This is a genomic window from Occallatibacter gabretensis (assembly GCF_001449115.1).
Taxonomy (GTDB): domain Bacteria; phylum Acidobacteriota; class Terriglobia; order Terriglobales; family Acidobacteriaceae; genus Telmatobacter; species Telmatobacter gabretensis.
Map to the genome: position 1 here is coordinate 440,689 of NZ_LAIJ01000012.1, position 21,578 is coordinate 462,266.

At 59.8% G+C, this 21,578-nt stretch carries 22 protein-coding genes; 11 read left to right on the forward strand and 11 right to left on the reverse strand.

Annotated elements, in window-relative coordinates; genetic code table 11:
* Position 1: 1 nt before the first annotated feature.
* The 5 genes from VO84_RS21075 to VO84_RS21095 form a co-directional block, all read right to left on the reverse strand.
* Positions 2–532, reverse strand: a complete 531-nt coding sequence (locus tag VO84_RS21075) for a DUF1572 family protein (protein ID WP_058189740.1) — start codon at positions 530–532, stop codon at positions 2–4.
* A 14-nt stretch (positions 533–546) separates the two neighbouring features.
* Positions 547–1,440, reverse strand: a complete 894-nt coding sequence (locus VO84_RS21080) for a M28 family peptidase (RefSeq protein WP_058189741.1) — start codon at positions 1,438–1,440, stop codon at positions 547–549.
* 10 nt (positions 1,441–1,450) lie between these two features.
* On the reverse strand, positions 1,451–2,248 hold the full coding sequence (tatC, locus tag VO84_RS21085) for a twin-arginine translocase subunit TatC (protein WP_058189742.1): 798 nt from the start codon (positions 2,246–2,248) through the stop codon (positions 1,451–1,453).
* A complete protein-coding gene (locus VO84_RS21090) occupies positions 2,241–2,786 on the reverse strand; it encodes a twin-arginine translocase TatA/TatE family subunit (RefSeq protein WP_058189743.1) in 546 nt (181 codons plus the stop codon). Before VO84_RS21090 ends, tatC begins: the two co-directional genes overlap by 8 nt.
* Positions 2,787–2,985: 199 nt before the next feature.
* A complete protein-coding gene (locus VO84_RS21095) occupies positions 2,986–3,480 on the reverse strand; it encodes a DinB family protein (RefSeq protein ID WP_197414149.1) in 495 nt (164 codons plus the stop codon).
* Between the two features lie 204 nt (positions 3,481–3,684).
* On the opposite strand from VO84_RS21095, the gene nadA reads away from it, so the two are divergent.
* The 4 genes from nadA to VO84_RS21120 all read left to right on the forward strand — a co-directional run bounded on the left by nadA (position 3,685) and on the right by VO84_RS21120 (position 7,980).
* Positions 3,685–4,830 carry a quinolinate synthase NadA gene (gene nadA / locus VO84_RS21100; RefSeq protein ID WP_058189745.1) on the forward strand — a complete coding sequence of 382 codons (1,146 nt, stop codon included), beginning with the start codon at positions 3,685–3,687 and terminating at the stop codon, positions 4,828–4,830.
* A 524-nt stretch (positions 4,831–5,354) separates the two neighbouring features.
* Positions 5,355–5,801, forward strand: coding sequence for a DUF2203 domain-containing protein (locus VO84_RS21110; protein WP_058189747.1), 447 nt, complete (start codon positions 5,355–5,357; stop codon positions 5,799–5,801).
* Positions 5,802–5,804: 3 nt separating this feature from the next.
* Positions 5,805–6,722, forward strand: coding sequence for an ornithine cyclodeaminase family protein (locus tag VO84_RS21115; protein ID WP_058189748.1), 918 nt, complete (start codon positions 5,805–5,807; stop codon positions 6,720–6,722).
* A 73-nt stretch (positions 6,723–6,795) separates the two neighbouring features.
* Complete coding sequence (locus VO84_RS21120) at positions 6,796–7,980, forward strand: lactonase family protein (RefSeq protein ID WP_058189749.1); 1,185 nt, start codon at positions 6,796–6,798, stop codon at positions 7,978–7,980.
* Here the strand turns inward: VO84_RS21120 and nadB are convergent.
* Positions 7,977–9,560 (reverse strand): L-aspartate oxidase, encoded by a 1,584-nt coding sequence (gene nadB / locus VO84_RS21125; protein ID WP_082662254.1) that lies wholly within the window; start codon positions 9,558–9,560, stop codon positions 7,977–7,979. The two genes, VO84_RS21120 and nadB, sit on opposite strands and share 4 nt — an antisense overlap.
* A gap of 78 nt (positions 9,561–9,638) precedes the next feature.
* Between nadB and aroB the strand changes: the two genes are divergently transcribed.
* From aroB to VO84_RS21160, 7 genes are all read left to right on the forward strand, one after another.
* Positions 9,639–10,766, forward strand: a complete 1,128-nt coding sequence (gene aroB, locus VO84_RS21130; protein ID WP_058189751.1) for a 3-dehydroquinate synthase — start codon at positions 9,639–9,641, stop codon at positions 10,764–10,766.
* Positions 10,766–11,554: a ubiquinone/menaquinone biosynthesis methyltransferase gene (locus VO84_RS21135; RefSeq protein WP_058189752.1), complete on the forward strand. Its 789-nt coding sequence runs from the start codon at positions 10,766–10,768 to the stop codon at positions 11,552–11,554. Before aroB ends, VO84_RS21135 begins: the two co-directional genes overlap by 1 nt.
* Positions 11,551–12,978 (forward strand): cation diffusion facilitator family transporter, encoded by a 1,428-nt coding sequence (locus tag VO84_RS21140; protein WP_058189753.1) that lies wholly within the window; start codon positions 11,551–11,553, stop codon positions 12,976–12,978. The genes VO84_RS21135 and VO84_RS21140 overlap by 4 nt, the downstream gene beginning before the upstream one ends.
* 13 nt (positions 12,979–12,991) lie before the next feature.
* The gene (locus VO84_RS21145; protein WP_058189754.1) at positions 12,992–13,405 is read left to right on the forward strand and encodes an OsmC family protein; all 414 of its coding nucleotides are present in this window, start codon (positions 12,992–12,994) and stop codon (positions 13,403–13,405) included.
* 30 nt (positions 13,406–13,435) lie between these two features.
* Positions 13,436–14,215 carry a PASTA domain-containing protein gene (locus tag VO84_RS21150; protein WP_058189755.1) on the forward strand — a complete coding sequence of 260 codons (780 nt, stop codon included), beginning with the start codon at positions 13,436–13,438 and terminating at the stop codon, positions 14,213–14,215.
* Positions 14,216–14,371: 156 nt separating this feature from the next.
* Positions 14,372–15,703: an MFS transporter gene (locus VO84_RS21155; protein WP_058189756.1), complete on the forward strand. Its 1,332-nt coding sequence runs from the start codon at positions 14,372–14,374 to the stop codon at positions 15,701–15,703.
* A gap of 37 nt (positions 15,704–15,740) precedes the next feature.
* The gene (locus VO84_RS21160; protein ID WP_058189757.1) at positions 15,741–16,238 is read left to right on the forward strand and encodes a heme-degrading domain-containing protein; all 498 of its coding nucleotides are present in this window, start codon (positions 15,741–15,743) and stop codon (positions 16,236–16,238) included.
* A gap of 4 nt (positions 16,239–16,242) precedes the next feature.
* Here VO84_RS21160 and rsmB read toward each other — a convergent pair whose 3' ends face one another.
* The 5 genes from rsmB to VO84_RS21185 all read right to left on the reverse strand — a co-directional run bounded on the left by rsmB (position 16,243) and on the right by VO84_RS21185 (position 21,558).
* Entirely contained in the window at positions 16,243–17,580 is a 1,338-nt protein-coding gene (gene rsmB / locus VO84_RS21165) for a 16S rRNA (cytosine(967)-C(5))-methyltransferase RsmB (protein ID WP_058189758.1), read from the reverse strand.
* 2 nt (positions 17,581–17,582) lie between these two features.
* On the reverse strand, positions 17,583–18,524 hold the full coding sequence (fmt, locus tag VO84_RS21170; protein ID WP_058189759.1) for a methionyl-tRNA formyltransferase: 942 nt from the start codon (positions 18,522–18,524) through the stop codon (positions 17,583–17,585).
* A 92-nt stretch (positions 18,525–18,616) separates the two neighbouring features.
* Entirely contained in the window at positions 18,617–19,126 is a 510-nt protein-coding gene (gene def / locus VO84_RS21175) for a peptide deformylase (RefSeq protein WP_058189760.1), read from the reverse strand.
* A gap of 24 nt (positions 19,127–19,150) precedes the next feature.
* Positions 19,151–20,329: a chorismate synthase gene (gene aroC, locus VO84_RS21180; protein WP_058189761.1), complete on the reverse strand. Its 1,179-nt coding sequence runs from the start codon at positions 20,327–20,329 to the stop codon at positions 19,151–19,153.
* Between the two features lie 38 nt (positions 20,330–20,367).
* A complete protein-coding gene (locus VO84_RS21185) occupies positions 20,368–21,558 on the reverse strand; it encodes a glycosyltransferase (protein ID WP_058189762.1) in 1,191 nt (396 codons plus the stop codon).
* Between the last annotated feature and the right edge of the window lie 20 nt (positions 21,559–21,578).

Here is a 21,578-nt window from a genome sequence, read left to right on the forward strand (position 1 = left end):
GCTACGGATGCGCCGCGCTCAAATCCGAGTGCCCCGCCACATTCAGCTCGCGATAGAGCTTCAAATCCGCTCCGGTCAGCATCTTCACAATGTAGAGAATCTGCCCGTAGTGCAGTCCGAAGTGCTCGACAACCTGGTACACCGCATCGAGGCCGGACACGTGATAGCCCTGAATCTCCATCGGCGCAGTAAGCTCATCCGCCGTGAGCCGTGCCAGCACCTTCTCTGCGTCGCCCAGCGTCGCGCCGAGTCTTTCCAATAACTCTGCCGCAGAAATCCCATCTTGCTCGCTGAATTCCAGCGGACGATTGCGCTCATCCTTTTGTCCGTTGAATGAATCCACCAGCCACTGGCGCACATTGCCGTTCAGATGCAGCAGAAGATTCCCGATACTGTTGGATGCATCGTTCGGACGCCACCACACCTGCTCATCCGTAAGCGGCTCGACAGCTCCGCGCATCCGCGGCCAATACTGATCCAGCAGCTTCTTGCGCGAGTACGCCAGAAACAACGTCGTAATATCCTGAGCCATGACAAGCCGCCTTACTATCGTTGGTTTATAAGCTTGATCGTCTCAAGAAACACGTCGCCATCCATCGTCAGGCTCTTCGTGCTGATCTTGTCCATTGTGTCCTGCGCCGTGTGATGGTACGCATTGTTCGGCCCGTAATTCAGGTCGATCACATCCACGCTCGGCACTCCACGATGCACGAACGGCAGATGATCGTCCTCCACCGCCTCGTCCGTCTGGAAGAAATACTTGTCGTATCCAAACTTGTGCGCAGCCTGCTTCACCAGGTCGCTTAGCCACGGCGTTGAATTCGTCTCGCGCTGAATGTCCAGATCCTTATCGCCAATCATGTCCGCCAGCACAAACGCCTTGATCTTCGGCAGCGTTCCGTCACGTCCCCACTTCGCCGCCAGGTGCCGACTTCCATACGTCGAATCCGACTGTGACCAGGTCTGGAATGCCTCTTCTCCGTCAAAAAATACCAGCCACACCGAATAGCCATCGTTAGGTTTACCGCGTAGCGTATCGGCAATCGCCATCAGCAGCCCCGTCGTCGAGCCGCCGTCATTCGCGCCCACAAAATTGATATTCCGCAGAGGATAATTCGTCTCGTAGTGCGACGCCAGCACAACAATGCCCTGCTTCTTGCCCGGAAACTTCACGATAAAATTTCGCAGCGCCACAGGCCCAATCGGCGTGTCCGCGGTAAAGGTATCTTCTTCCACCTGGTCGTGCTGAAAATGCGCGCGAAGATACGCTTCAGCCTTCAGGTGGCCCAGGCTCGTAGGCCAGCGCGGCCCAATCGCCACAAACTCCCGCGTGTATTGCATGGCGTGCTCGCCACTGAAGTGCCCCTGCGCCGCCAATGAAAGCGCGCCTGCGCATCCCGCAAACACAACAAGAGCCAACCGCCGCAGAAATGCCTTCATCCGACCTGCCTTATGCGGCCCGCGCCGCTTCTTTCTTGCGCCGCCGCTCCGGATGCACCCACCACGCCACGCCTATCCCAAGCAGATAGAGCGAAAACATCGGGACCGCATACGCGCACATCGTCCACGGATCAGGCGTTGGCGTAATAATCGCCGCCACGATGAAAATAATCAAAATCGCATAACGAATGTTCTTCCACAGAAACTTCGGGCTCACAATCCCGAACATTGCCAGAAAGAAAATCAGGATCGGCAGCTCAAAGCTGATGCCCAACCCCAGGATGATTGACATAAAGAAGCCTGTGTAATCCTCAATCGTGATCATCGGATTGAACGGCTTGCCGAAGCCGAAGATCAAAATCTTCAGTGCGCTCGGAAACACGAAAAAATATCCAAACGAAGCACCCGTTAAAAACAGCCCAAGCGTGGCCGTCATAAACGGAATCACAAACCGCCGCTCTTTTTGATACAGCCCCGGCGAGATAAACAGCCACACCTGGTAAAGAATGAACGGAGCCGCCAGAATCGCTCCTCCAATCAAAGCCACCTGCATCGACAGGTTCATGCCATCCATCGGATGTGTCATGTTCAGCTTCAAATTGAGCTTGTTGATCGGCGCCTGAACCAGTCCATACAGCCGGTCGTGAAAATAAAACGCGATAAAGAATCCGGCTGCAAGATAAATCGCGGAGTGCACAATTCTCTTGCGCAGCTCCTCCAGATGCTCCATCAGGCTCATGCCGGGCAGGTCCGCGCGCTCGCTCACCGCGGCGCGAGCTTTGCCGATTGCATCCCCGGCATCAACCATGCTGGCTCACCGTCTCTCCCGCCGATAAGGATTCAGATGGCGATGTCGGCAAGGATGGTGCGGCATCTTCCGCTCCGATGTTCGCCTCCACAACAGGCTCCGTCACATCCGCTCTCGAAACCGGCTTCGCGGCGGCAACCGTCTCGCCCGTCGAAGGCGGCTGAATCACCAGCGTCGATGGAGACTCCGAAATCGGTGCAGACATGCGCGGCGGCTGTACCTCGGGCATTTTCTCCACGGTAGGATCTTCCAGCGGCGCGGCCAAAGCCGGGGCAGAGACCGACTGCGCAGCCAGCGTCTGCTGCCGTTGCGCCTCTTCCTTCTGCTTCCGTTCAGCCTCTTCAGACATCCGCAACTCTTCTTCCATCTGGAACTTGAAATCATTGGAAGCCTTGCGGAATTCGTACATCAGCTTGCCGATCTGCCGGCCAATCTGCGGAAGCTTGCGCGGCCCAAAAACCACCAACGCCAGGATCATCAGAATGATGGAGTCCGCCATGCCAACGCTGGCTTGCTCAATTGGTAAAGGCGTTCCCATGAACCACCATCATAATCGCCCGCCTCAACCCCTCACAAACGGACACAAAGGGTACGAGCTTTAGCGCATACATAACCTCAAAACAAAAATGAGGTGTCATCCTGAGCGAACGGGCCCTAAACGTACTTCAGTTTGGGGGTGGTGAGTCGAAGGACCTGCTTTTGCTTTTTCTCGTTCCCTTGTCCCGGCTCTTTCGCCCTCACCAATCAAACCCACCCTTCGGCGGCGGCCACGCACCCAGCAGCTGCCGAAGCAGCACAATCCGCCCAAAGTGATACCCGTTGTGCGCCGCCAGGCTTTCCAGCTGCTCCCGCACCGTCATTACGCGCACCGGCTCGTCGGGCCGTGACGTGCAACGCACCGGCACATTCAACCGTCCCTCATCCTTCGCCGCCTCGCCCGCCTTTCGGTTCCCCGCCAGAAATCGCTCGCAAAGCTGCCCCCAATATTCCTTCTCAGCGTCCTGCACCGTCGGAAACGCATCCCGCGGACTCGCCGGATACAGCCTCTCCACGCCGGCAATCCACTCCAGGGTGATCTGCTGCCAGAACGCGATATGCCACAGCTCCTCATAAATCGAATGCGGCGCTCCCGCAGGCGTTTTATGCGCCAACTCCTGCGTCAACCCCTCCAGAATGTGCGCCGGCGGCGTATATGCGCTGTCTCCGATAAGTGCCTGCTCCAGTTCGCTCACAGCTTCCTCCATACCTCACTCAAAATACCGTAATCTCGACAAATTTGAATCATGTGCGTGTTTGTTAAAATCGAATGATGTAACAGGCTGCAACATCCCCGTGGGCGGAAAAGTAGCGCGCTCACTGCAGCCGATAAGAAAGCTTTCAACATCCCCGTTCGCCGGACCAGCACTTCGGGCCGGCAGAGCTGAAGGCGGAATACAGTGACTCTGGTTCTTGACGATCTTGCGCAGGCTGCTGACTCGTGCAGTCTTGAAAACTATCTCGCGCTCCCCGACCACACCATGGATGACCGCATCACCGCGGCGCGCGCCAAACTTGGCTCCTCCACCATCCTCCTCGGCCACCACTACCAGCGCGATGAAGTCATCCGCTTCGCCGATTTCACCGGCGACAGCTACAAACTCTCGAAGATCGCCGCTGAGACCGACGCAAAATACCTCATCTTCTGCGGTGTGCACTTCATGGCAGAAAGCGCCGATGTCCTTGGCCGCGACTCGCAGCAGGTCATCCTGCCCGACCTGAACGCCGGCTGCTCCATGGCCGATATGGCAGAGATCTCGCAGGTTGAAGCCTGCTGGGAGGCGCTCGCGCGCACCTGCGATCTAAGCAAGATCGTTCCCATCACCTACATGAACTCCTCCGCCGCCATCAAAGCCTTCTGCGGAGAAAACGGCGGCCTCGTCTGCACCTCCTCGAACGCCCGCCAGGCCTTCGAGTGGGCCTTCCAGCGCGGAAAACAGATCCTCTTCCTCCCCGATCAGCACCTCGGCCGCAACACCGGCTTCGCCATGGGCATTCCCCTCGATGAAATGAAGATCTGGGACCCCTGGGCCGTTCAGCTCCCCGTAAATCAGGGCGGCCTTTCCACCAGCGAGCTCAACTCTGCCCGCATCCTACTCTGGAAAGGCCACTGCTCGGTCCATCAGCGCTTCCTGCCCAGCCATGTGGACGCAGTCCGCGCCAAGTACCCCGGCATCCAGGTCATCGTCCACCCGGAGTGCCGCTGGGAGGTCTGCCAGAAGGCCGACGCCCTCGGCTCCACGGAACGCCTCATTCAACTCGTAGAAGACGCCCCCGCCGGAACCACCTTTGCCATCGGAACGGAAATCCATCTCATCAACCGCCTGGCCAAACGTTTCGCCCCGGAGGGCAAAAAGATCATCACCCTCGACGACACCGGCTGCCTCTGCACCACCATGTACCGCATCAGCCCGCAGCACCTGGCCTGGGCGCTCGAAAACCTCGTCGAAGGCCGCGTCGTCAACCGCATCCAGGTCCGCAAAAACGTCAAGCACTGGGCCCGCGTCGCCCTGGACCGCATGTTGGAGATCAATCCCGGAAAATGAGGAGTGCTGCGGGTGCCCCTGGTCCCGATTTTGGGACCAGGGATACCACAAAAGCCAGCCTCACCGTCTGTAATCCACAACCTCAATTTTTTCAAGATAGTTTGCACAAAATTACCGCCATCTGTGCCATAATCATCTCGAAATCAAAAAAAGGCCCGGTCCTTAAGGACCGGGCCTTCGCATTTCCGCGGATTGGAGCTCAAAAAGTGGCATTTTCACCAGCATTTCACCGCAATTTCGCACCCTCTTTCCAGCAAAAATTTACCCGCAATCGCATGAATATAAACAGCCTATAAGAATCCCCTAACCGAAAAACACATTTTTTCACTCCCCACAGAATCTGTGGTTTCAGTAAATCTGTGGGCGAGCGCAAGGCTAAACCTATAAAAAGGAACAAGATAGTATTTTCGGACCTCGGATTTTCTCCACAGATTCTGTGGAACCTGGAATTCCCCCGGCCGAACCGCTTAAACCCACCACCCAAACCAAAGCAACCGCAAAACGCAGTATCCTAGGATCACGCAATGAAGACCTTCACCATCGACGAAGCACAATCCCTGCTCCCCGTCCTCGACTCGCTCCTCAAGCGCGCCATTGAGGGCAAGCAGTCCGCCGAGCTGGCCGAGAACCGCCTGCAGGAACTGATCCGCCGCATCTATATCTCCGGCGGCATGAGGGTTGATGTCGCCGCCGTCGCCCGCGACCGCTTCGAGATGGAAGAGCACCTCAAGCAGGTCAAGGAGACCGTCGCGGAAATCGACGCCATCGGCGTTCAGGTCAAGGACCTCGACACCGGCCTGCTCGACTTCCCGTTCCGCCTCGAAGACGAGGTGGTGCTGCTCTGCTGGCGTCTGGGCGAGCCGGCCATCGAGCACTGGCACACCGTCGAATCCGGCTTCCAGGGTCGCCAGCCCGTCGATGATCGCTTCCGCCGCCGGTCTGGATCAGGCTCATCCACGCGCCCCAACTAGCCCATGTACATACCGGAAGAAGAAGTCCGCTCGCTTCTCACATACGACGCGCTGATCCCCGCCATTCGCGAAGCCTTGATCGACTACTCCACAGGCAAAGATGAAAAAAGCAAGGTAGTTCAGCCTCCGCGCTCCATCCTCCGCCCCAGCGATAAAGACTGGTTCGCCGTCATGCCCGTCATCCACGGCGAAGTCATGGGCGTAAAATCCGTCACCTTCTTCCCCGGCAATGCAAACCACGGCCTCCACACCCACATGGCCGTCATCACGCTCTTCAGCCGTACCACCGGCGAGCCGCTTGCCGTCATGGATGGCCGCCTGATCACAGCCATGCGCACCGCTGCTGTCTCCGCAGTCGCCCTTGATGCCCTCGCCGACCCGGGCGTCACAAGCCTCGGCATCCTCGGTGCAGGCGTTCAGGCCCACTCGCATCTGGAAACTCTGCGCAGCGTCCGCCCTTCGCTGACCGACATCCGCATCTGGTCCCGCACCTCCGCCAATGCCGAACAGCTCGCGGCAGAGAATGGCGCTCGCGCCACAACACTCGAAGAAGCCGCCGGTTCTGACATTGTCCTCACCGCAACCGCATCGCCCACGCCTGTCCTCGAAGGCCACTGGCTCTCGCCCAAAGCCGTCATCCTTGCCGTCGGAGCCGTCGGCGCACATCTGCGCGAGCTCGATGATGAAGCGGCCCGCTCCTGCTGGGTCGTTGCCGAATCGCGCCAGGGCGTCGAGCGCGAATCAGGCGACATTCTTCTCTCCGGCGCTCGCGTCCAGGCCGAAATCGGTGAGATTCTTGCGAATCCCGCATATCCCGTCCCGCGCGGCAGCCGCATCCTCTTCAAATCCGTCGGCATGGCCATTGAGGACCTCGTCGCAGCCCGTCTCGTATGGCAGGCCCATTCAGCCAGCCAAACATGAACGAATCGAACCACCTCCACGTCAATAAACTTAGGCAATCTTGCGGTAGTCTAAGCACATATCAAGGAGCGTCATGAGGACAGCCAGGTGGGTTCGCGGAATCATTGTGGCCGTAGCAGCAATTGCAGTAGCCGCAATCTCCGGCTGCGCCGGATTCTGGGATCCGCTGCCCAACTCCGGCGGTGGCGGCACCAATCCCGTGAGCGGCACCTTTTACGTCCTTAATCAAAAGACCAATCAGCTCGCCGGCTTTGCTTTCGCCGCCGGCGCCTCATCTCCAACCGCGGTGACGAACAGCCCATACTCGCTTCCCTCGCAGCCGCTGGCCATGGCCATCGCGCCCAGTGGAAGTTACCTGTATGTCAGCACCCTCTCCGGCATCCTTTACTACACCATTAACGCAGATGGCTCGCTGACCGCCGGCGACAGCGGCCAGATCCTCAGCAGTGACACCGCCTTTGCCATGCAGGTTGACCCCAGCGGATCGTGGCTTATCGAGTCCGTCTCCGGAAGCGGCGTTCTGGCTGCTCTCCCCCTCGACTCCAGTACCGGAGCCCTCAACGGGACCGCACAAACCGTCAATCTCCCTGCCACCACACTCAAGGAAATCGCCGTCACACCCAGCGGAGCCGCTACGCCGTATGTCTTTGTCGCCATGGGAACCGGCGGAACCGCAGTAGTAGCCTTCAATTCAGGCAACGCGAATCCCTTCGGCGTAGTGAGCAAAATTGGTGTGAAGAACTCGCTCGGCGCCGACAACGCTGTCGCCGTCGATCCGGGGAGCCGCCTGCTCTATGTGGGAGAAACCGTGGCCGTAAGTGGAACACAATCCGGCGGTCTGCGCGTCTTCACCATCGGAAGCTCGGCCATCAGTGAAATCTCCGGCTCGCCCTATGCAACCGGCGGCACCGGGCCTTCCGCCATCCTACCCACAACTGGCATCGTCTACGTGGCCAACAGCGCCGTCAGCGGCAGCTCCAGCGGAAACATCAGCGGTTTCTCTATCGTAACTTCAACTTCTGGAACCAGCTACTCCTTAACCGCTATCAACACTATTTCCGCCGGTTCGCTCACGTCCGCAATCGCAGAAGACAACACAAATGCATACATCCTCGCCGTAAACTTCGGTGGCAGTCCGGATCTCAGCACATTCACCTTTGATTCCACCACGCAAGGCCAGCTCGATGCCGGCCCCACCTCATCCACTGGCACAGATCCCACCGGCACCATTGCAATCATCGCCGCGCCTGCTCTTTAATCGGCAAACGTCACGTACTTGCCGTCAAAGATCGAGTGCTTTCCGAATCGCTCATCATCCCGCCGGGGATAATCTGTGCGAAAGTGTGCGCCACGGCTCTCCGTTCGCGCCAGCGCCGAACTCAGGATCGCTTCTGCAACCGCGCACAGCGACTGCGCTTCCACAATCTCGCGCGACGGCGTGGCTCGCCCGGCAATCTCATCCAGAGCCTCCGCGCAACGCGCCTGCAGAGCAAGTCCGTCACGCAGGCCGTTTTCCTCTCGCAGCAAGCCTGCGCAGCGGTCCATTGTCTGCCTCAGTTCCTGAACTATCTCCGCTACTAGCCCTTCCGGCACAGCCACAGCCCGCATAGGCTCGGCATCCGGAACCACCGCAAGCGACAGCGCATCGGCAAGCATAGCCTGTGCAGCCCGCGCGCCAAACACCAGCCCTTCCAGCAGCGAGTTCGAAGCAAGCCGATTCGCCCCATGCAGGCCAGTACATGCTGCCTCGCCTGCCGCATACAGCCCACGCACCCGCGTGCGCCCGTCGAGATCGGTCCTCACGCCGCCCATCAGGTAGTGCGCCGCCGGACGAATCGGAATCCGGTCCCGATGCAGGTCCAGCCCATGCTGTGCCAGGAACGCGCTGATGCCCGGAAAACGCTTGTGCAAATCTATTCCGGTCACATGCCGCATGTCGAGATACACCTGCCGCGCCTGACGCCCGGCCTCGTCCATTCCTTCACGCCATACCGCGCGCGCCACCACATCGCGGGGCGCAAGCTCCAGCCGCGCATCGTAGCGCTCCATAAAGCGCTCGCCGCGATCATTCACCAGCCATGCGCCCTCGCCGCGCAGAGCCTCAGAGAGCAGAAACGCCGGCACACCCGGCAGCGCCAGCGCCGTGGGATGAAACTGGTAAAACTCCATGTCAGACAGCTCGGCCCCGGCGCGCAAGGCAAGCGCCAGCCCATCGCCCGTCGCCACGGCCGGATTGGTCGTATGCGAATACATCTGCCCCGCGCCGCCGGCAGCTACGAGCACCGCGCGCGCCGGTACTCGCGAAAGTACGCCATCGCGATCCAGCAGATCCGCGCCCACAACGCGTCCATCGGCAACCACAAGGTTCGTAACCGTGGTCCACTCGGCAAAGCGAATGTTGGCTTGACTTCTTGCCAGCACCGCCAGCGCGCGTCCAATCTCTGCTCCTGTCGCATCGCCATTTGCATGAAGAATTCGAGGCCTGGAATGCGCCGCCTCGCGCGTACGCAGCAATTGACCTGCCTCGCGATCAAACTGCGCACCCCACTCCATCAACTCCGCCACGCGCAGCGGTCCCTCGCGCACCAGCGTCTCCGCGGCGGCGCGATCCACCAATCCATCTCCAGCCACAATTGTGTCTTCGAAGTGCAGCGCTACATCCGCATCGCCTTCCATCGCCACAGCAATGCCGCCCTGCGCATAGTGCGTATTCGACTCGCTCACTGCTTCCTTCGTGACAACAAGCACGGAGCCATAGGCGGCCAACTCAACCGCCGCACGCAGCCCGGCCACGCCAGCGCCGATTACCAGGAAATCCGATTGCAAAAAAGGGTTCACCCATCAGGCTAAAGCATTTTCTTGTCCCTTGTCCCTGTTTCCTTATCCCTCGCTCCGCACATTTACGATAGAGATAGCGTGCAGACCATACGAGTAGACACCCCATCAGCACGATATGACGTCTTCGCGGGCAGCGGCCTGTTGGACACGCTCGGGTCCCGCATTGAGCGCGTGGCCGGCCAGCTTCCGCGCCGCGTCTTTGTCTTAACCTCGCCCGAAATCTGGGCGCTCTGGGGCGAAACGCTGGAAAAATCCTTTCCGCAGCCGCCCATCGCTCTTTTCCTTCCTGCCGGCGAGAAAAGCAAGACGCTCTCCAGCGTGGAGCGCCTCGCCCGCCAGATGATTGAAGCCGGCGGCGACCGCGGCTCCTTGCTTATCGCCTTTGGCGGCGGCATCGTCGGCGACGTCGGCGGATTCCTCGCCGCCATCTTCATGCGAGGAATCCCATATATCCAGGTCCCCACCACATTTCTCGCGCAGGTTGATTCCTCCGTCGGCGGCAAGACCGGCGTAAACCTGCCAAACGGCAAGAACCTCCTCGGCAGCTTTCATCACCCCCTCGCCGTCTTTGCGGACATTGGCGTCCTCGGCACGCTCAGCGAGCGCGAGCTGCGCGCCGGTCTCATGGAAAGCGTGAAAGCCGGTATCATCCGTGACCGCGCGCTGGTTCGCTACATGGATGAGCGTGCCGAAGACGTGCTGGCGCGCGATCCCAAAGCCCTCGAAAAGGTTATTGCCGCATCCGTCCGCATGAAGGCCGATGTCGTCAACCGCGATGAGCGCGAAAGCGGCCTGCGCATGATTCTCAACTTCGGCCACACTCTCGGTCACGCCATTGAGCAGGTCACACGCTACAAAGTCCTGCTGCACGGCGAAGCCGTCGGCTGGGGCATGATTGCCGCGCTCTACATCGCAGGCCTGCGCGGAACCATCACACGCGCACAATCAGACCGCATGGAAGAACTGATCCACCACTATGGCGCTCTTCCGCCATTCGAAGCGAGCGCGGCCAGGCTCGTTGCCGCCAGCGGCGCGGATAAAAAGAACGTCGGCGGCATACGCCGCTTCGTGCTTCCCATCGGTATCGGTGACGCCGGCGTTGTGGAAGACATCACCGTCAGTGAGCTGCGCGAAGCAGCCGAATACATGCTGGCGCAGGCCGCGCCCAAACCCCAACCGGCTCATCGCACGGAGCAAAAGGCCTGATGGCAAACACCGGCGCAAAACCCGCAGGCGCGCAGGATGAAGCCAGTGCCGCACAGGCCGTGCAGGCCATGTTTAACTCCATTGCGCCGCGCTACGACCTGCTCAACCATGTCCTCTCCGCCAACGTGGACCGCATCTGGTGGAACCGCACCGCCCGCCGCTTTCACGACATCCTCGCACAGCCCGACTCCGCTATACTCGACATCTGCTGCGGCACCGGCGACATGACGCTGGCGCTGCTCAAGCATCGTCCCGCCGGCTCTCGCCCGATTCTGGCGGCGGATTTCGCACGCGCCATGCTCTCGCGGGCCGAAGAAAAATTCGCAACACGCGCTCCAAACCAGCCCACGGCAACCACCCTCGAAGCCGACGCCCTTCATCTCCCGCTGCAATCCGGCTCGCTGGATCTCGTCGTCAGCGCCTTCGGCTTTCGCAACCTGGCTAACTACGATGCCGGCCTGCGAGAATTTCATCGCGTGCTCAAGCCCGGCGGCCAGCTCGGCATCCTCGACTTCAGCGAACCGGGCGGCCTGCTCGGCAAGCTCTACGCCATCTACTTCCGTCGTGTCCTACCCGCCATCGGCCGCGTCATCACCGGCCAAACAAGTCCTTACCAATATCTTCCCGAATCTGTCGGCAACTTTCCCGCCCCTCCACAAATGCTTGAGATGATGCGCCAAGCGGGTCACACCGATTGCACCTGGCAGCCCTATACCTTCGGAATCGCCGGACTTTACACTGGTATCCGTCCAATGGATGAAAGCGCGGAGCGCCTGAAACTCGCATGACCTCTGTTGCGCCCAACCTCGCCTCCATCACCGCTGAAAAGCGGCGCGTGGCGCTTTATTCCATTCTGGGCGCCACATGCATGACGCTGCTCAAGCTCCTGGTGGGCCTGCTCTCGGGCTCGCTCGGCGTGCTCTCAGATGCTGCGCACTCTGCCATCGATCTCGTCGCCGCCGTTCTCACCTTCTTCTCCGTGCGGGTGGCAGACAAGCCCGCGGACGAAGATCACACCTACGGCCACGGCAAAATTGAAAACGTCTCCGCCTTCATTGAAGCCGGCCTAATGGCCGTTTCCTGCGTATGGATCATTTCGGAGGCGCTCAGCCATATTGCACGTCAAACCATTCAGCTGCACCACTCCATCTGGCCCGTGCTGGTGCTGCTCGCTTCCATCGCCGTGGATTACTGGCGCTCGCGCGAGTTACGCGAGGTAGCGCGGCGCACAGGATCTCCCGCGCTTGAAACCGACGCCTTCCACTTTGCATCCGACATCTGGGCTACACTGGCTGTTCTCGTCGGTCTGGGTGCAAGCTGGGCCGGCGCGCGCTTCGGTATTCCCTGGCTGGAATTTGCCGATCCATTCGCGGCCATTGTGGTTTCACTCATGATCCTGCGCCTCACAATCCATCTCACGCGCCAGACTATCGCCGCGCTGATCGACGAGATCCCTGCTGAAACCCGTCAACGTGTCATTCACGCGGCAGCAGGCGTGGATGGCGTGCTGGCCGTGGAGCAGGCGCGCGTGCGCCGCTCCGGCGCATCCTACTTTGCCGATCTCACGCTCGCGCTGCCGCGCCGCTTCACCTTCGAGCACACCGGCGAAGTCGTCCGCGCCGCCACCGAGGCCGTCGATCAGGCTCTTCCCGGCACAGACGTAGTGATTCACACAGTCCCACGCGACCCCGGCACGGAAAGCATCTTCGATCGCGTGCGCACCGTGGCTGCGCGCAACAACGTCTTCGTGCATGAGCTCAGTGTGCAATCGCACCATGGGAAGCTGCGCGTAGAACAGCACGTCGAGCTTGACGAGCGCTTGCCGCTCATCGAGGCGCATCGTTTCGTCACCGCGCTCGAACAGGAAATCCTGCATGAAGCTCCGGAGATTCACTCCGTGCTCACGCACATTGAGAGCGAGCCGGCAACCATCGAGCAACCTGAAGAAATCGTGGTTGAAGACCGACGCATTGAGCAGGCCCTGCGTTCCACTGCGACGCAGTTTCCTGAGATCATCGACGTGCATGAGCTTACAGTGCTGCGCGTGGGCGACCATATCGATCTCTCCTGCCACTGCACCCTGCCCGATGCGCTGCCGATGGGTCATGTGCATGAAATCATCACAGCGCTTGAAGATCGGCTGAAACAGGAATGCCCGGAGGTGAACCGCATGACCATTCACCCCGAGCCCGCAACGGAAAACACAAGATAAGAGGATCACCGCAATGAATGTTTACAGCGACTGGAAGAACGACAGCATCTATGAAGCAGTCTCGGAAGGCAACAAAATCGTCTTCGATACCGACAGCGCCCACACGCACGGCGCAAGTCCTGTGCAAGCCGTGTTAATGGCTCTCTGCGCATGCACTTCTGTCGATGTCGTAAGCATCCTCAAAAAGAAACGGCAGGAAATCACCGGCCTGCGCGTCTCCGCTGAGGCCGAGCGCGCTCCCGACCCTCCACAGGTCTTCACAAAAATCATGCTCACGTACACCATCCGTGGCAAAGTCGATCGCAGGGCCGCGGAAGACGCTGTTTCGCTTTCGAAAAACAAATACTGTTCCGTATCGAAGATGCTCGAATGCAAAGCTGAGATCAGTTACGAGATCGCACTCCCCGATGGAGAACCAGAAGCATAAGCACGGAGCCACACACATGAGTCCCCAGTCATGAGCCCACAAATCGCTCGCCCCGTCGTCGGCTTCTTCCGCGTGGCATCGGTCATCCTGCTGGTGGTCGCTGTAGGCCTTCTTGCGGCCATCACCACCATGCACTTTGTCATTCACGGCGCGGAGGTTCAGGTTCCAACGCTCAAAGGCATGACGGTTGCGGACGCACGCAGTCAGGCCGCGGGTCTGGGTCTCAACCTCGATGTGGACAATCGCTACTTCTCTTCCGATGTGGCCGCCGGACACATCCTCACACAATCGCCCACGCCTGGAACCGTGGTGCGGCGCGAGTGGCATGTGCGGGTCGCCGAAAGCCTCGGGGCGCAGCAGGTGGATGTGCCCGACACGATCGGCATGGATGAGCATCTTGCCGCGCTCAAGCTGCGCCGCGTGGGCCTCACCGTAGGTACAACCGCCCGCCTGCCCAACGCAAAAACCCCGGAAGGCACGGTTCTCGCGCAGGATCCGCCCGCGCACGCAAAAGGCATTGAAGGACCCAGCATCAATCTCCTCGTCGCTGCTCCGCCCGATGTAGGCGCGGACGGCTTTCTCATGCCAGATCTGAAGGGAATGACGCTTGAGTCTGCCCAGGCTCAATTGGCCCATGTCGGCCTCACCGCAGCCCCACCCACTTTCATGGAGATGGATGTTCCGCCTGTCGGGCCCGATGGCTCAAGCGTAAAACTGCCCGTTGCGCCGGACACCGTAATTCAGCAGCAGCCGCTGCCCGGCGCACGCGTGGATGCAAACACTCTTGTCAGGCTCACCGTCGCGCGATAGAGCAGAATCACCACGACTGAGCCCTACCGCGAAGATGCCGGATCGGATTTTTGTTAAGAAAAATCCAATGCATTACAGGTTTCACCGGCCACGCCCATGCTGATCCGCTCTTATATGCGCGTCGTAGGAGCAGCCTGGAGCGTCAAACAAATACGCATGTCCGTTGAGTCGAGCAAAGAATCCAAGACACCCCAGCCCGAAGGCATCTCGCACGCATGGCGTGCTTTAAAGCATAGGAATTTCAGGCTCTTCTTCGGCGGCCAGAGCATCTCGCTCATCGGCACGTGGATGACGCGCATTGCCACCTCCTGGCTGGTTTACCAACTCACTAAATCCCCTCTGATGCTGGGAACCGTGGGCTTCGCCGGACAAATTCCCTCGTTTCTGTTCGCGCCGCTCGCCGGCGTTGTCGTAGACCGTATGGATCGCCGCAAAGTCCTCCTATGGACGCAGGCCCTCGCCATGCTTCAGTCGCTGCTGCTCGCCGCTCTCACCCTCACCCATCGCATCAACGTAACGGAAATCCTCCTTCTCAGCGTCATGCAAGGCATGATCAACGCCTTTGACATGCCTGCGCGCCAGTCTTTCATGATCCGCATGGTTGAAGACCGCGCCGATCTGCAGAATGCCATCGCAATCAACTCGTCGATGGTCAACGCCGCCCGTCTCATCGGCCCCTCGCTCGCGGGAATCCTCATCGCCGCCACCAATGAAGGCTGGTGCTTCCTCGTCGACGGCATCAGCTACATCGCTGTCATCGCCTCGCTGCTCATGATGCGGGTTCGTCACGAAGAGCTGCAGGCACATGGCGCCACCATGACCCAGCAGCTTCGCCAGGGATGGGAGTATGTAACGCACTCCGTACCCATCCGCAACATCCTGTTGCTCTTTGCCGTGCTCAGCCTCATGGGCTGGCCGTTCATGGTGCTTATGCCGATCTTTGCCGCGGAAGTGCTCAAAGGCGGCGCGCACACGCAGGGCTTCCTCATGGGCGCAGTCGGCGTCGGCGCACTCGCTTCCGCTCTTGTGCTCGTGGTTCGCAAATCCGTGCGCGGGCTCACCAAAATTATTCCCATCGGCGCATGCGTATTCGGTGCCGGGCTCATCGCCTTTGGCTTCTCGCACAGCCTCTGGCTCTCACTGCCCATCATGCTCGTCACAGGCTTCGGCATGATGCAGGGCATCACCTCCAGCAACACCATTCTGCAAACGCTGGTCGATGAAAAGATGCGCGGCCGAGTCATGAGCTACTACACCATGGCCTTCGTCGGCATGGCGCCCTTCGGCAGCCTCTTCGCAGGCGCGCTGGCGCGCGTCGTCGGCGCGCAGAACACAGTCATCGTCAGCGGCATCGCCTGCATCTCCGGCGGCATCTGGTTCTTCACGCGCCTCCCCCGCATTCGCAAAGAGATACGTCCCATCTATGAGCGGCTCGGCATCATTCCGATCCGGCAGCCGGCGCTGGTAGAAGAAGCCGCCGAGAACTAAGCGGTTACCATGAGTAGATCAGGGAGACACCGCCGACATGAGCTTGCAGTCAGACCTCGAACGAATCGCATTCCAGGAACGCGAACTCACACTTCCAGAATTTGGTGCGGATACTGCCTGGGATCTCGGCTCGCGCCTGCGCCAAATGGCGCATGAACGTAAGCTTGCCGTCGTCATCGACGTGCGCCGCATCGGTCAGCCGCTCTTCTACACGGCTCTCGAAGGCACAACTCCCGACAATGTCGATTGGGTGCGCCGCAAGAACAATGTCGTCGAGCGCTTCCACATCAGCTCATACGCAGCCGGCATCAAGGAAAAGATCAAAGGACACTCGCTCACGGAAAGCCAGGCCCTGCCCGTGGCCGACTACGCAACCCATGGCGGTGCATTTCCGCTGCGCGTCACCGGCGCAGGCATTGTAGGCATCGCTACAGTCTCCGGTCTGCCCATGCGCGCCGATCACGAATTAGTCATCGAAGCACTCTGCGCGTTGCTCGGCCGCGATTATGCCGAACTCAAGCTGCCCACTGAGTAGCCGTTCACGCAAGCTTTTCCATAAGCGCAATAAAGAATCCGTCTGTGCCGAAATCGCCCGGAAATAGACGCAGGAAACCATCTGTGGAAGTATTTTTGAATAGCCTTTCAGCGCCATCTGACGTAATTATGGCCTTTTCGCGCAGTTGCACAGTGCGCACGGCAAGTGAAACAAGCCTCACTCCCGGCACCTCCGCAAGTACCGCTTGAATCACTTGCTCATTCTCCTCCGGCTCCAGCGAACAGGTCGAGTACACAATCCTCGCGCCCCGCCGCGCTACACGCAGAGCTGTTGTCAGAATCGCCTTCTGTCGCTCCGCCTGCCGCGCAAAATCCTCCGGCTGCAACCGATGCCGAATCTCCGGATTCCTCCCAAGCGTCCCTGTACCGCTGCATGGCACATCCGCAAGCACGAGATCAAACGCGTCTTTCTCTTCAAGTTCCGTCGCATCCGCCTGCCTGCACTCCACGCGACTCCCAAGCGAAGCAAGCCTCTTCCGCAGCGAAGCATACCGCTGCGGGTTCACTTCGCAGGCCACAATTTGTGCCTGCGGATTCCGCTCGGCAAGAATCAGCGTCTTGCCTCCCGGCGCAGCACATGCGTCCAGAATCTCCGCTCCACTCCCCGCAATCTCCGCCACAAGCTGCGAACCCTCATCCTGAATCCGCACCCGCCCATCGCGGAACGCCGCCGTCTCCATCACATCCCCGGAGAGGATTTTGCGAGCCGCTGTCAGCAATTGCCCTTGCGTAAATCTAACTCCCGCGTCCACAAGCTCAGTTGCAGTTGAGGAGCCCTGGATGCGAACACTCGTCTCCGGCTCTGAAAGACCGTTCCTGCAAATCGCTTCTGCCTTCTCTACGCCGAAGAAGCGCATCCAGCGCGTCACCATCCATAGGGGATATGCAGCCTTCGGATCATCCTCACGTATCCTCGCATCTGCAGTCGCCAGCTTTCGCAGCACCGCATTCACCATGCCGGAAGCAAAGCGATGCCCCGCTGCCTGGGCCAGCTCCACACTCTCATCAATCGCCGCATGAGCCGGAATCCGGTCCAGCTTCAGCATTTGAAACGCACCTAGCCGCAACGCAAGAAGCACTTCCGCATCGAGCTTCGCGTTGGGGCGCGTAAGCAGCGGTCGAATCCGCGCATCAAGCGCAATCTGCCATCGCAGAACACCCAGCACCATTGTTGTCGCAAGGTTCCTGTCGGATGCAGAAAGGCGCGAGACGGATTTACTTCGCAGGAGATCGTCCGAGTGACCGCGTCCCCGCTCCACGGCCAGCAGGATCTCGAATGCAGCCTTCCGTGCCGGCGAGATTTTCTCGGAAGTACGAGCCATGTCTAACCTAACCGCAAATGCGTATGCGCCGGCTGCTGCCCACGCAGAAATTCAGCGGCAGCGATGCGCTTCTTGCCTTCCAACTGCACTTCCAGCAATTCCAGCCACGTATTCTGCGCGCAGGCAACAAGCATCCGCTTGTCCTTCACACTCACCATACCGGGATCAGAAGTTCCTGGCTGTCCATCCACCACAACCATATGATGCACAATCAGCTTCTTCCCATCAAACGAAGTAAAGGCTCCCGGCCAGGGCTGAAAGCCGCGCCAGCGATTCACAAGCTCCACCGCGCTCCGTGCCGCAAAATCCATCCGCCCGTCCTCGCGCTCTAAAATCGGCGCAAGCGTAGCCTTTGTGTGATCCTGCACTTGCGGCACAATGCTCCCTGCGTCAAGCCCGGCAAGCGTCTCCACCACCAGCGGCGCGCCCTGCACAGCCAGCTCACCAAAAAGGTCAGCTGCTGTCTGCTCCGGCGCAATCGGCAGCGTCTGCTGCAGCAGAATCGGCCCCGTATCAAGTCCTTCTTCCAGCAGCATGGTCGTGTTGCCAGTCACCGTTTCGCCCATCGCCACGGCCCACTGGATCGGCGCTGCACCGCGATACTTCGGCAGTAGCGACCCATGCAGATTGATGCAACCAAGCCGTGGCAGCGCCAGCATCCACGGCGGAATAATCCGCCCATACGCAACCACCACAATCGCATCCGGCGCTATTGCCTCAAGCTGCACCCGAAACTCCGCATTGTTGCGAATCTTCTCCGGCTGCGTCACCTGCAACCCCGCAGCCTGCGCCGTCTGCTTCACCGGCGGCGCATGTAGCTCCTGAGTGCGCCCCACAGGCCTGTCCGGCTGCGTCACCACCAGCGGAACCTTATGCCCCGCCGCGATCAACGCCTCAAGCGTAGGCACTGCGAATCGCGGCGTACCACAGAATACGAGTTCCATGCCTTACTCCTGAACCCTTGTGCCAACCAGCAGGAGGCCCACCGCTGCCGGTGTGGCGCGCGAGAGCGCGCTGTCACCTGGACGGCCAGTCTCTACCAGGTGCCTTCGCGTTGCGCCTTGCGAATGCGGCGCAAAATCATGTCGCGCTTCAGGCCGCTCATGCGGAAGATGAACAGCACGCCGTCCAGATGGTCAAACTCATGCTGAAACGCACGCGACAGCAGCTCCTCGCCATCCATCTCAAACCACTTTCCGTACTCATCCTGTGCGCGCACCGTCACCTTGGCCGCACGCTGCACCTTCTCATGAATATCAGGAAAGCTCAGGCAGCCTTCTTCTTCATACTGCTTGCCCTCGCGCGCAATAATCTCCGGATTGATCAGCACCAGCTTCTCTTCCGGATTCTTTCCGCTGCTCAGGTCAATCACAGTAATGCGCTTGGAGGCGCCCACCTGCGGCGCAGCCAGCCCAATCCCCTTGGCCGCATACATCGTCTCAAAGAGATCAGCGACAAAGCCGCGCAGCTCATCATTGAATTCAGTCACAGGTTCACCGGGCTGCTGCAGCACCGGCTCCGGGTATTTAACGATCTTCAACACCATGTCCGAAAACTAAAATCTCCTGACCTAGAATTTCCGAATCTGTTCAATATAACCATCAAAGTTCCGCTTCATTTCGAGCGCGCTGTCTCCGCCAAACTTCTGCTGCGCCAGGCTCGCAATTGTCATCGCAACCATCGACTCCGCCGCCACGCCCGCCGCCGGCACCACGCAGATATCGCTGCGCTCGTAGCTGGCGCTTGTCGTCTCCCGCGTATCAAAACGCACCGACTCAAGCGGCCGCCGCAGCGTCGAAATCGGCTTTAGATAGCCGCGCACCACAATGTCCTCGCCATTGGAAACACCGCCTTCCACGCCGCCCGCGTTGTTCTGCTCGCGCGTAAAGCGCGTCGGCTTACCGTTGGGCTCCGGCGCATAGTGGATCGCATCATGCACCTGAGAGCCAAAGCTCTCCGCCGCCGTCACACCACGGCCAATCTCCACGGCCTTCACCGCCTGTAGACTCATCACGCTCCACGCCAGCAGTCCATCCAGCCGCTCATCCCACGTGGCGTAAGTGCCCAGGCCGGCAGGCGCGTTATGCACGACAACTTCAAATACGCCGCCCACCGTATCGCCTGTGCGCGAGACCTTCTCAACCTCTTCCTTCATGCGCGCTTCGGTCTCAGCGTCCACACAGCTCAGCAGCACGTCGTCCTTCGCCGCCACCGCGACAATCTCATCCCACGCCGCCGTGCGCTTCAACTCCACATGGCCCACGCGAATCACATGGCTAAGGATCTCAATGCCCAACTCGCGCAGCATCAGCTTGGCAAACGCCCCCGCAGCCACGCGCGCCGTAGACTCACGCGCCGAAGCCCGCTCCAGCACATACCGCGCATCGGGAAAGTTGTACTTGAGCGCGCCGGCCAGATCGGCATGGCCCGGTCGCGGTGAAGCCACAGCCTGGTGCTTGGCCGGATCGCCCGCCTCCACCGGCAGCTTCTCTTCCCAGTTCTTCCAGTCGCGGTTAATAATCTCAATCGCCACCGGCGAACCAATCGTCTTGCCGTGACGCACGCCCGAGAGAATATGCGCCTTGTCGGTCTCAATCTTCATGCGGCCGCCGCGGCCATAGCCCTGCTGCCGCCGCCACAACTCGCGGTTCACAAAATCGAGATCGACAGGAATGCCCGCAGGGAGCCCCGTGACCAGCGCAATCAGCGCCTCACCGTGCGACTCACCGGCAGTGGAATAACGAATCATGATGAATTTGATTTTAAATCAGCGGTCAGTCCGGGCCTCTACTTCGCCGTCCGCATCTTTCCGCCCGGCAGAAGCTGGTAAATCCTGCTCCGCCAATGAATATGGCTGGAGGTATAACTCGCCGCCCAGAAGAAAAACCCCATCAGGTCGCGTACGGGATACAGCACCAGCAGCGCCAGCCAGCTCGGGTCCTGCACCACCATCCGGCCTACGGAAAGTGAAATGGCCAGACGCGACAAAAGCGCCCACGCAAGCAGCGCAAATCCCCAACCCCAATGCCCCAGCGCCCCGCCCGCAGCTAGTCCCAGCAGCCCAAACGGCATGGCAAAGGTAAGCGCCGTGCCAAAGTGCCCTTTGGGCCGCGAAAAGCGCGTGGACTTCATCCACCGAACCTGGTGCAGCATCGACTGCCAGAAGCTCGCGTTGATCACCATGTGATCAATCGCATGGTGGCTCAGCACAATCGCATCGCCCTGCTTGAAAGCCTCATTGCCCAGCACAAAATCATCCGCGCAATAATCCGCCGTCACGGCAAATCCGCCCATCTTGCGGATCGTTCCACGGCGAAACGCCATCGTCGGCCCCAGCGTGAACTGCATCCCCTCCATATTCCGCGCCACCAGCACACCTGCGGTCATCTCCACAGACATGCCTACCGCTTCCAGCCCCGCCCACAAACCAATGCCGGATTGACCTGGGGCCACCACCCCGCGATACGGGCAGGTCATGCCGCCCACCTTTAAATCGGCAAAGGGCAGCGCCACCGCGCGCAGATAATCCGGCGTCACGCACACATCGCTGTCACTGATGATGAGAATTTCGTGCTCAGCAGCAGCCTCCATATGTTCCAAAGATGCGGCCTTGGCGTTGATGTAATCCGGTTCACCGCCAGTCGCCAGAAACTTCACCGGAATCGCCGGATGCCGCTCGGCCACGCTCTGCGCAATCGCCAGCCCCGCGTCTTCCGCGAAGCGCGCGCAAAAGAGGATCTCGTACCGTGGATAGTCCTGCGTAAAGAATGTTTCGAGGAAGCCTTCGAGCCCTGGCTCCGCGCCATGCAGGGGTTTAAGCAGGCTCAGCGGCGGCGTAAATGGCGCACCGGAGGCAAGTTTTTCAAGAGCGGCTCTGCGCTCCCGCAGATACGAGGGCAAAGCGGCCAGCACCATGCCGGTAAAGACCGAAGAAGTAATTAGGCCAAAAATGGCCAATCCAAGCAAGACGTACAACATGCAGCTATCAGAATACCTTC

Bases quoted from the DNA above. Each gene is read 5' to 3' on its own strand.
- VO84_RS21075 (WP_058189740.1), bottom strand. From the start codon at position 532: ATGGCTCAGGATATTACGACGTTGTTTCTGGCGTACTCGCGCAAGAAG.
- VO84_RS21080 (WP_058189741.1), bottom strand. From the start codon at position 1,440: ATGAAGGCATTTCTGCGGCGGTTGGCTCTTGTTGTGTTTGCGGGATGC.
- tatC (WP_058189742.1), bottom strand. From the start codon at position 2,248: ATGGTTGATGCCGGGGATGCAATCGGCAAAGCTCGCGCCGCGGTGAGC.
- VO84_RS21090 (WP_058189743.1), bottom strand. From the start codon at position 2,786: ATGGGAACGCCTTTACCAATTGAGCAAGCCAGCGTTGGCATGGCGGAC.
- VO84_RS21110 (WP_058189747.1), top strand. From the start codon at position 5,355: ATGAAGACCTTCACCATCGACGAAGCACAATCCCTGCTCCCCGTCCTC.
- VO84_RS21115 (WP_058189748.1), top strand. From the start codon at position 5,805: ATGTACATACCGGAAGAAGAAGTCCGCTCGCTTCTCACATACGACGCG.
- VO84_RS21120 (WP_058189749.1), top strand. From the start codon at position 6,796: ATGAGGACAGCCAGGTGGGTTCGCGGAATCATTGTGGCCGTAGCAGCA.
- VO84_RS21135 (WP_058189752.1), top strand. From the start codon at position 10,766: ATGGCAAACACCGGCGCAAAACCCGCAGGCGCGCAGGATGAAGCCAGT.
- VO84_RS21140 (WP_058189753.1), top strand. From the start codon at position 11,551: ATGACCTCTGTTGCGCCCAACCTCGCCTCCATCACCGCTGAAAAGCGG.
- VO84_RS21145 (WP_058189754.1), top strand. From the start codon at position 12,992: ATGAATGTTTACAGCGACTGGAAGAACGACAGCATCTATGAAGCAGTC.
- VO84_RS21150 (WP_058189755.1), top strand. From the start codon at position 13,436: ATGAGCCCACAAATCGCTCGCCCCGTCGTCGGCTTCTTCCGCGTGGCA.
- VO84_RS21155 (WP_058189756.1), top strand. From the start codon at position 14,372: ATGTCCGTTGAGTCGAGCAAAGAATCCAAGACACCCCAGCCCGAAGGC.
- VO84_RS21160 (WP_058189757.1), top strand. From the start codon at position 15,741: ATGAGCTTGCAGTCAGACCTCGAACGAATCGCATTCCAGGAACGCGAA.
- rsmB (WP_058189758.1), bottom strand. From the start codon at position 17,580: ATGGCTCGTACTTCCGAGAAAATCTCGCCGGCACGGAAGGCTGCATTC.
- fmt (WP_058189759.1), bottom strand. From the start codon at position 18,524: ATGGAACTCGTATTCTGTGGTACGCCGCGATTCGCAGTGCCTACGCTT.
- def (WP_058189760.1), bottom strand. From the start codon at position 19,126: ATGGTGTTGAAGATCGTTAAATACCCGGAGCCGGTGCTGCAGCAGCCC.
- aroC (WP_058189761.1), bottom strand. From the start codon at position 20,329: ATGATTCGTTATTCCACTGCCGGTGAGTCGCACGGTGAGGCGCTGATT.
- VO84_RS21185 (WP_058189762.1), bottom strand. From the start codon at position 21,558: ATGTTGTACGTCTTGCTTGGATTGGCCATTTTTGGCCTAATTACTTCT.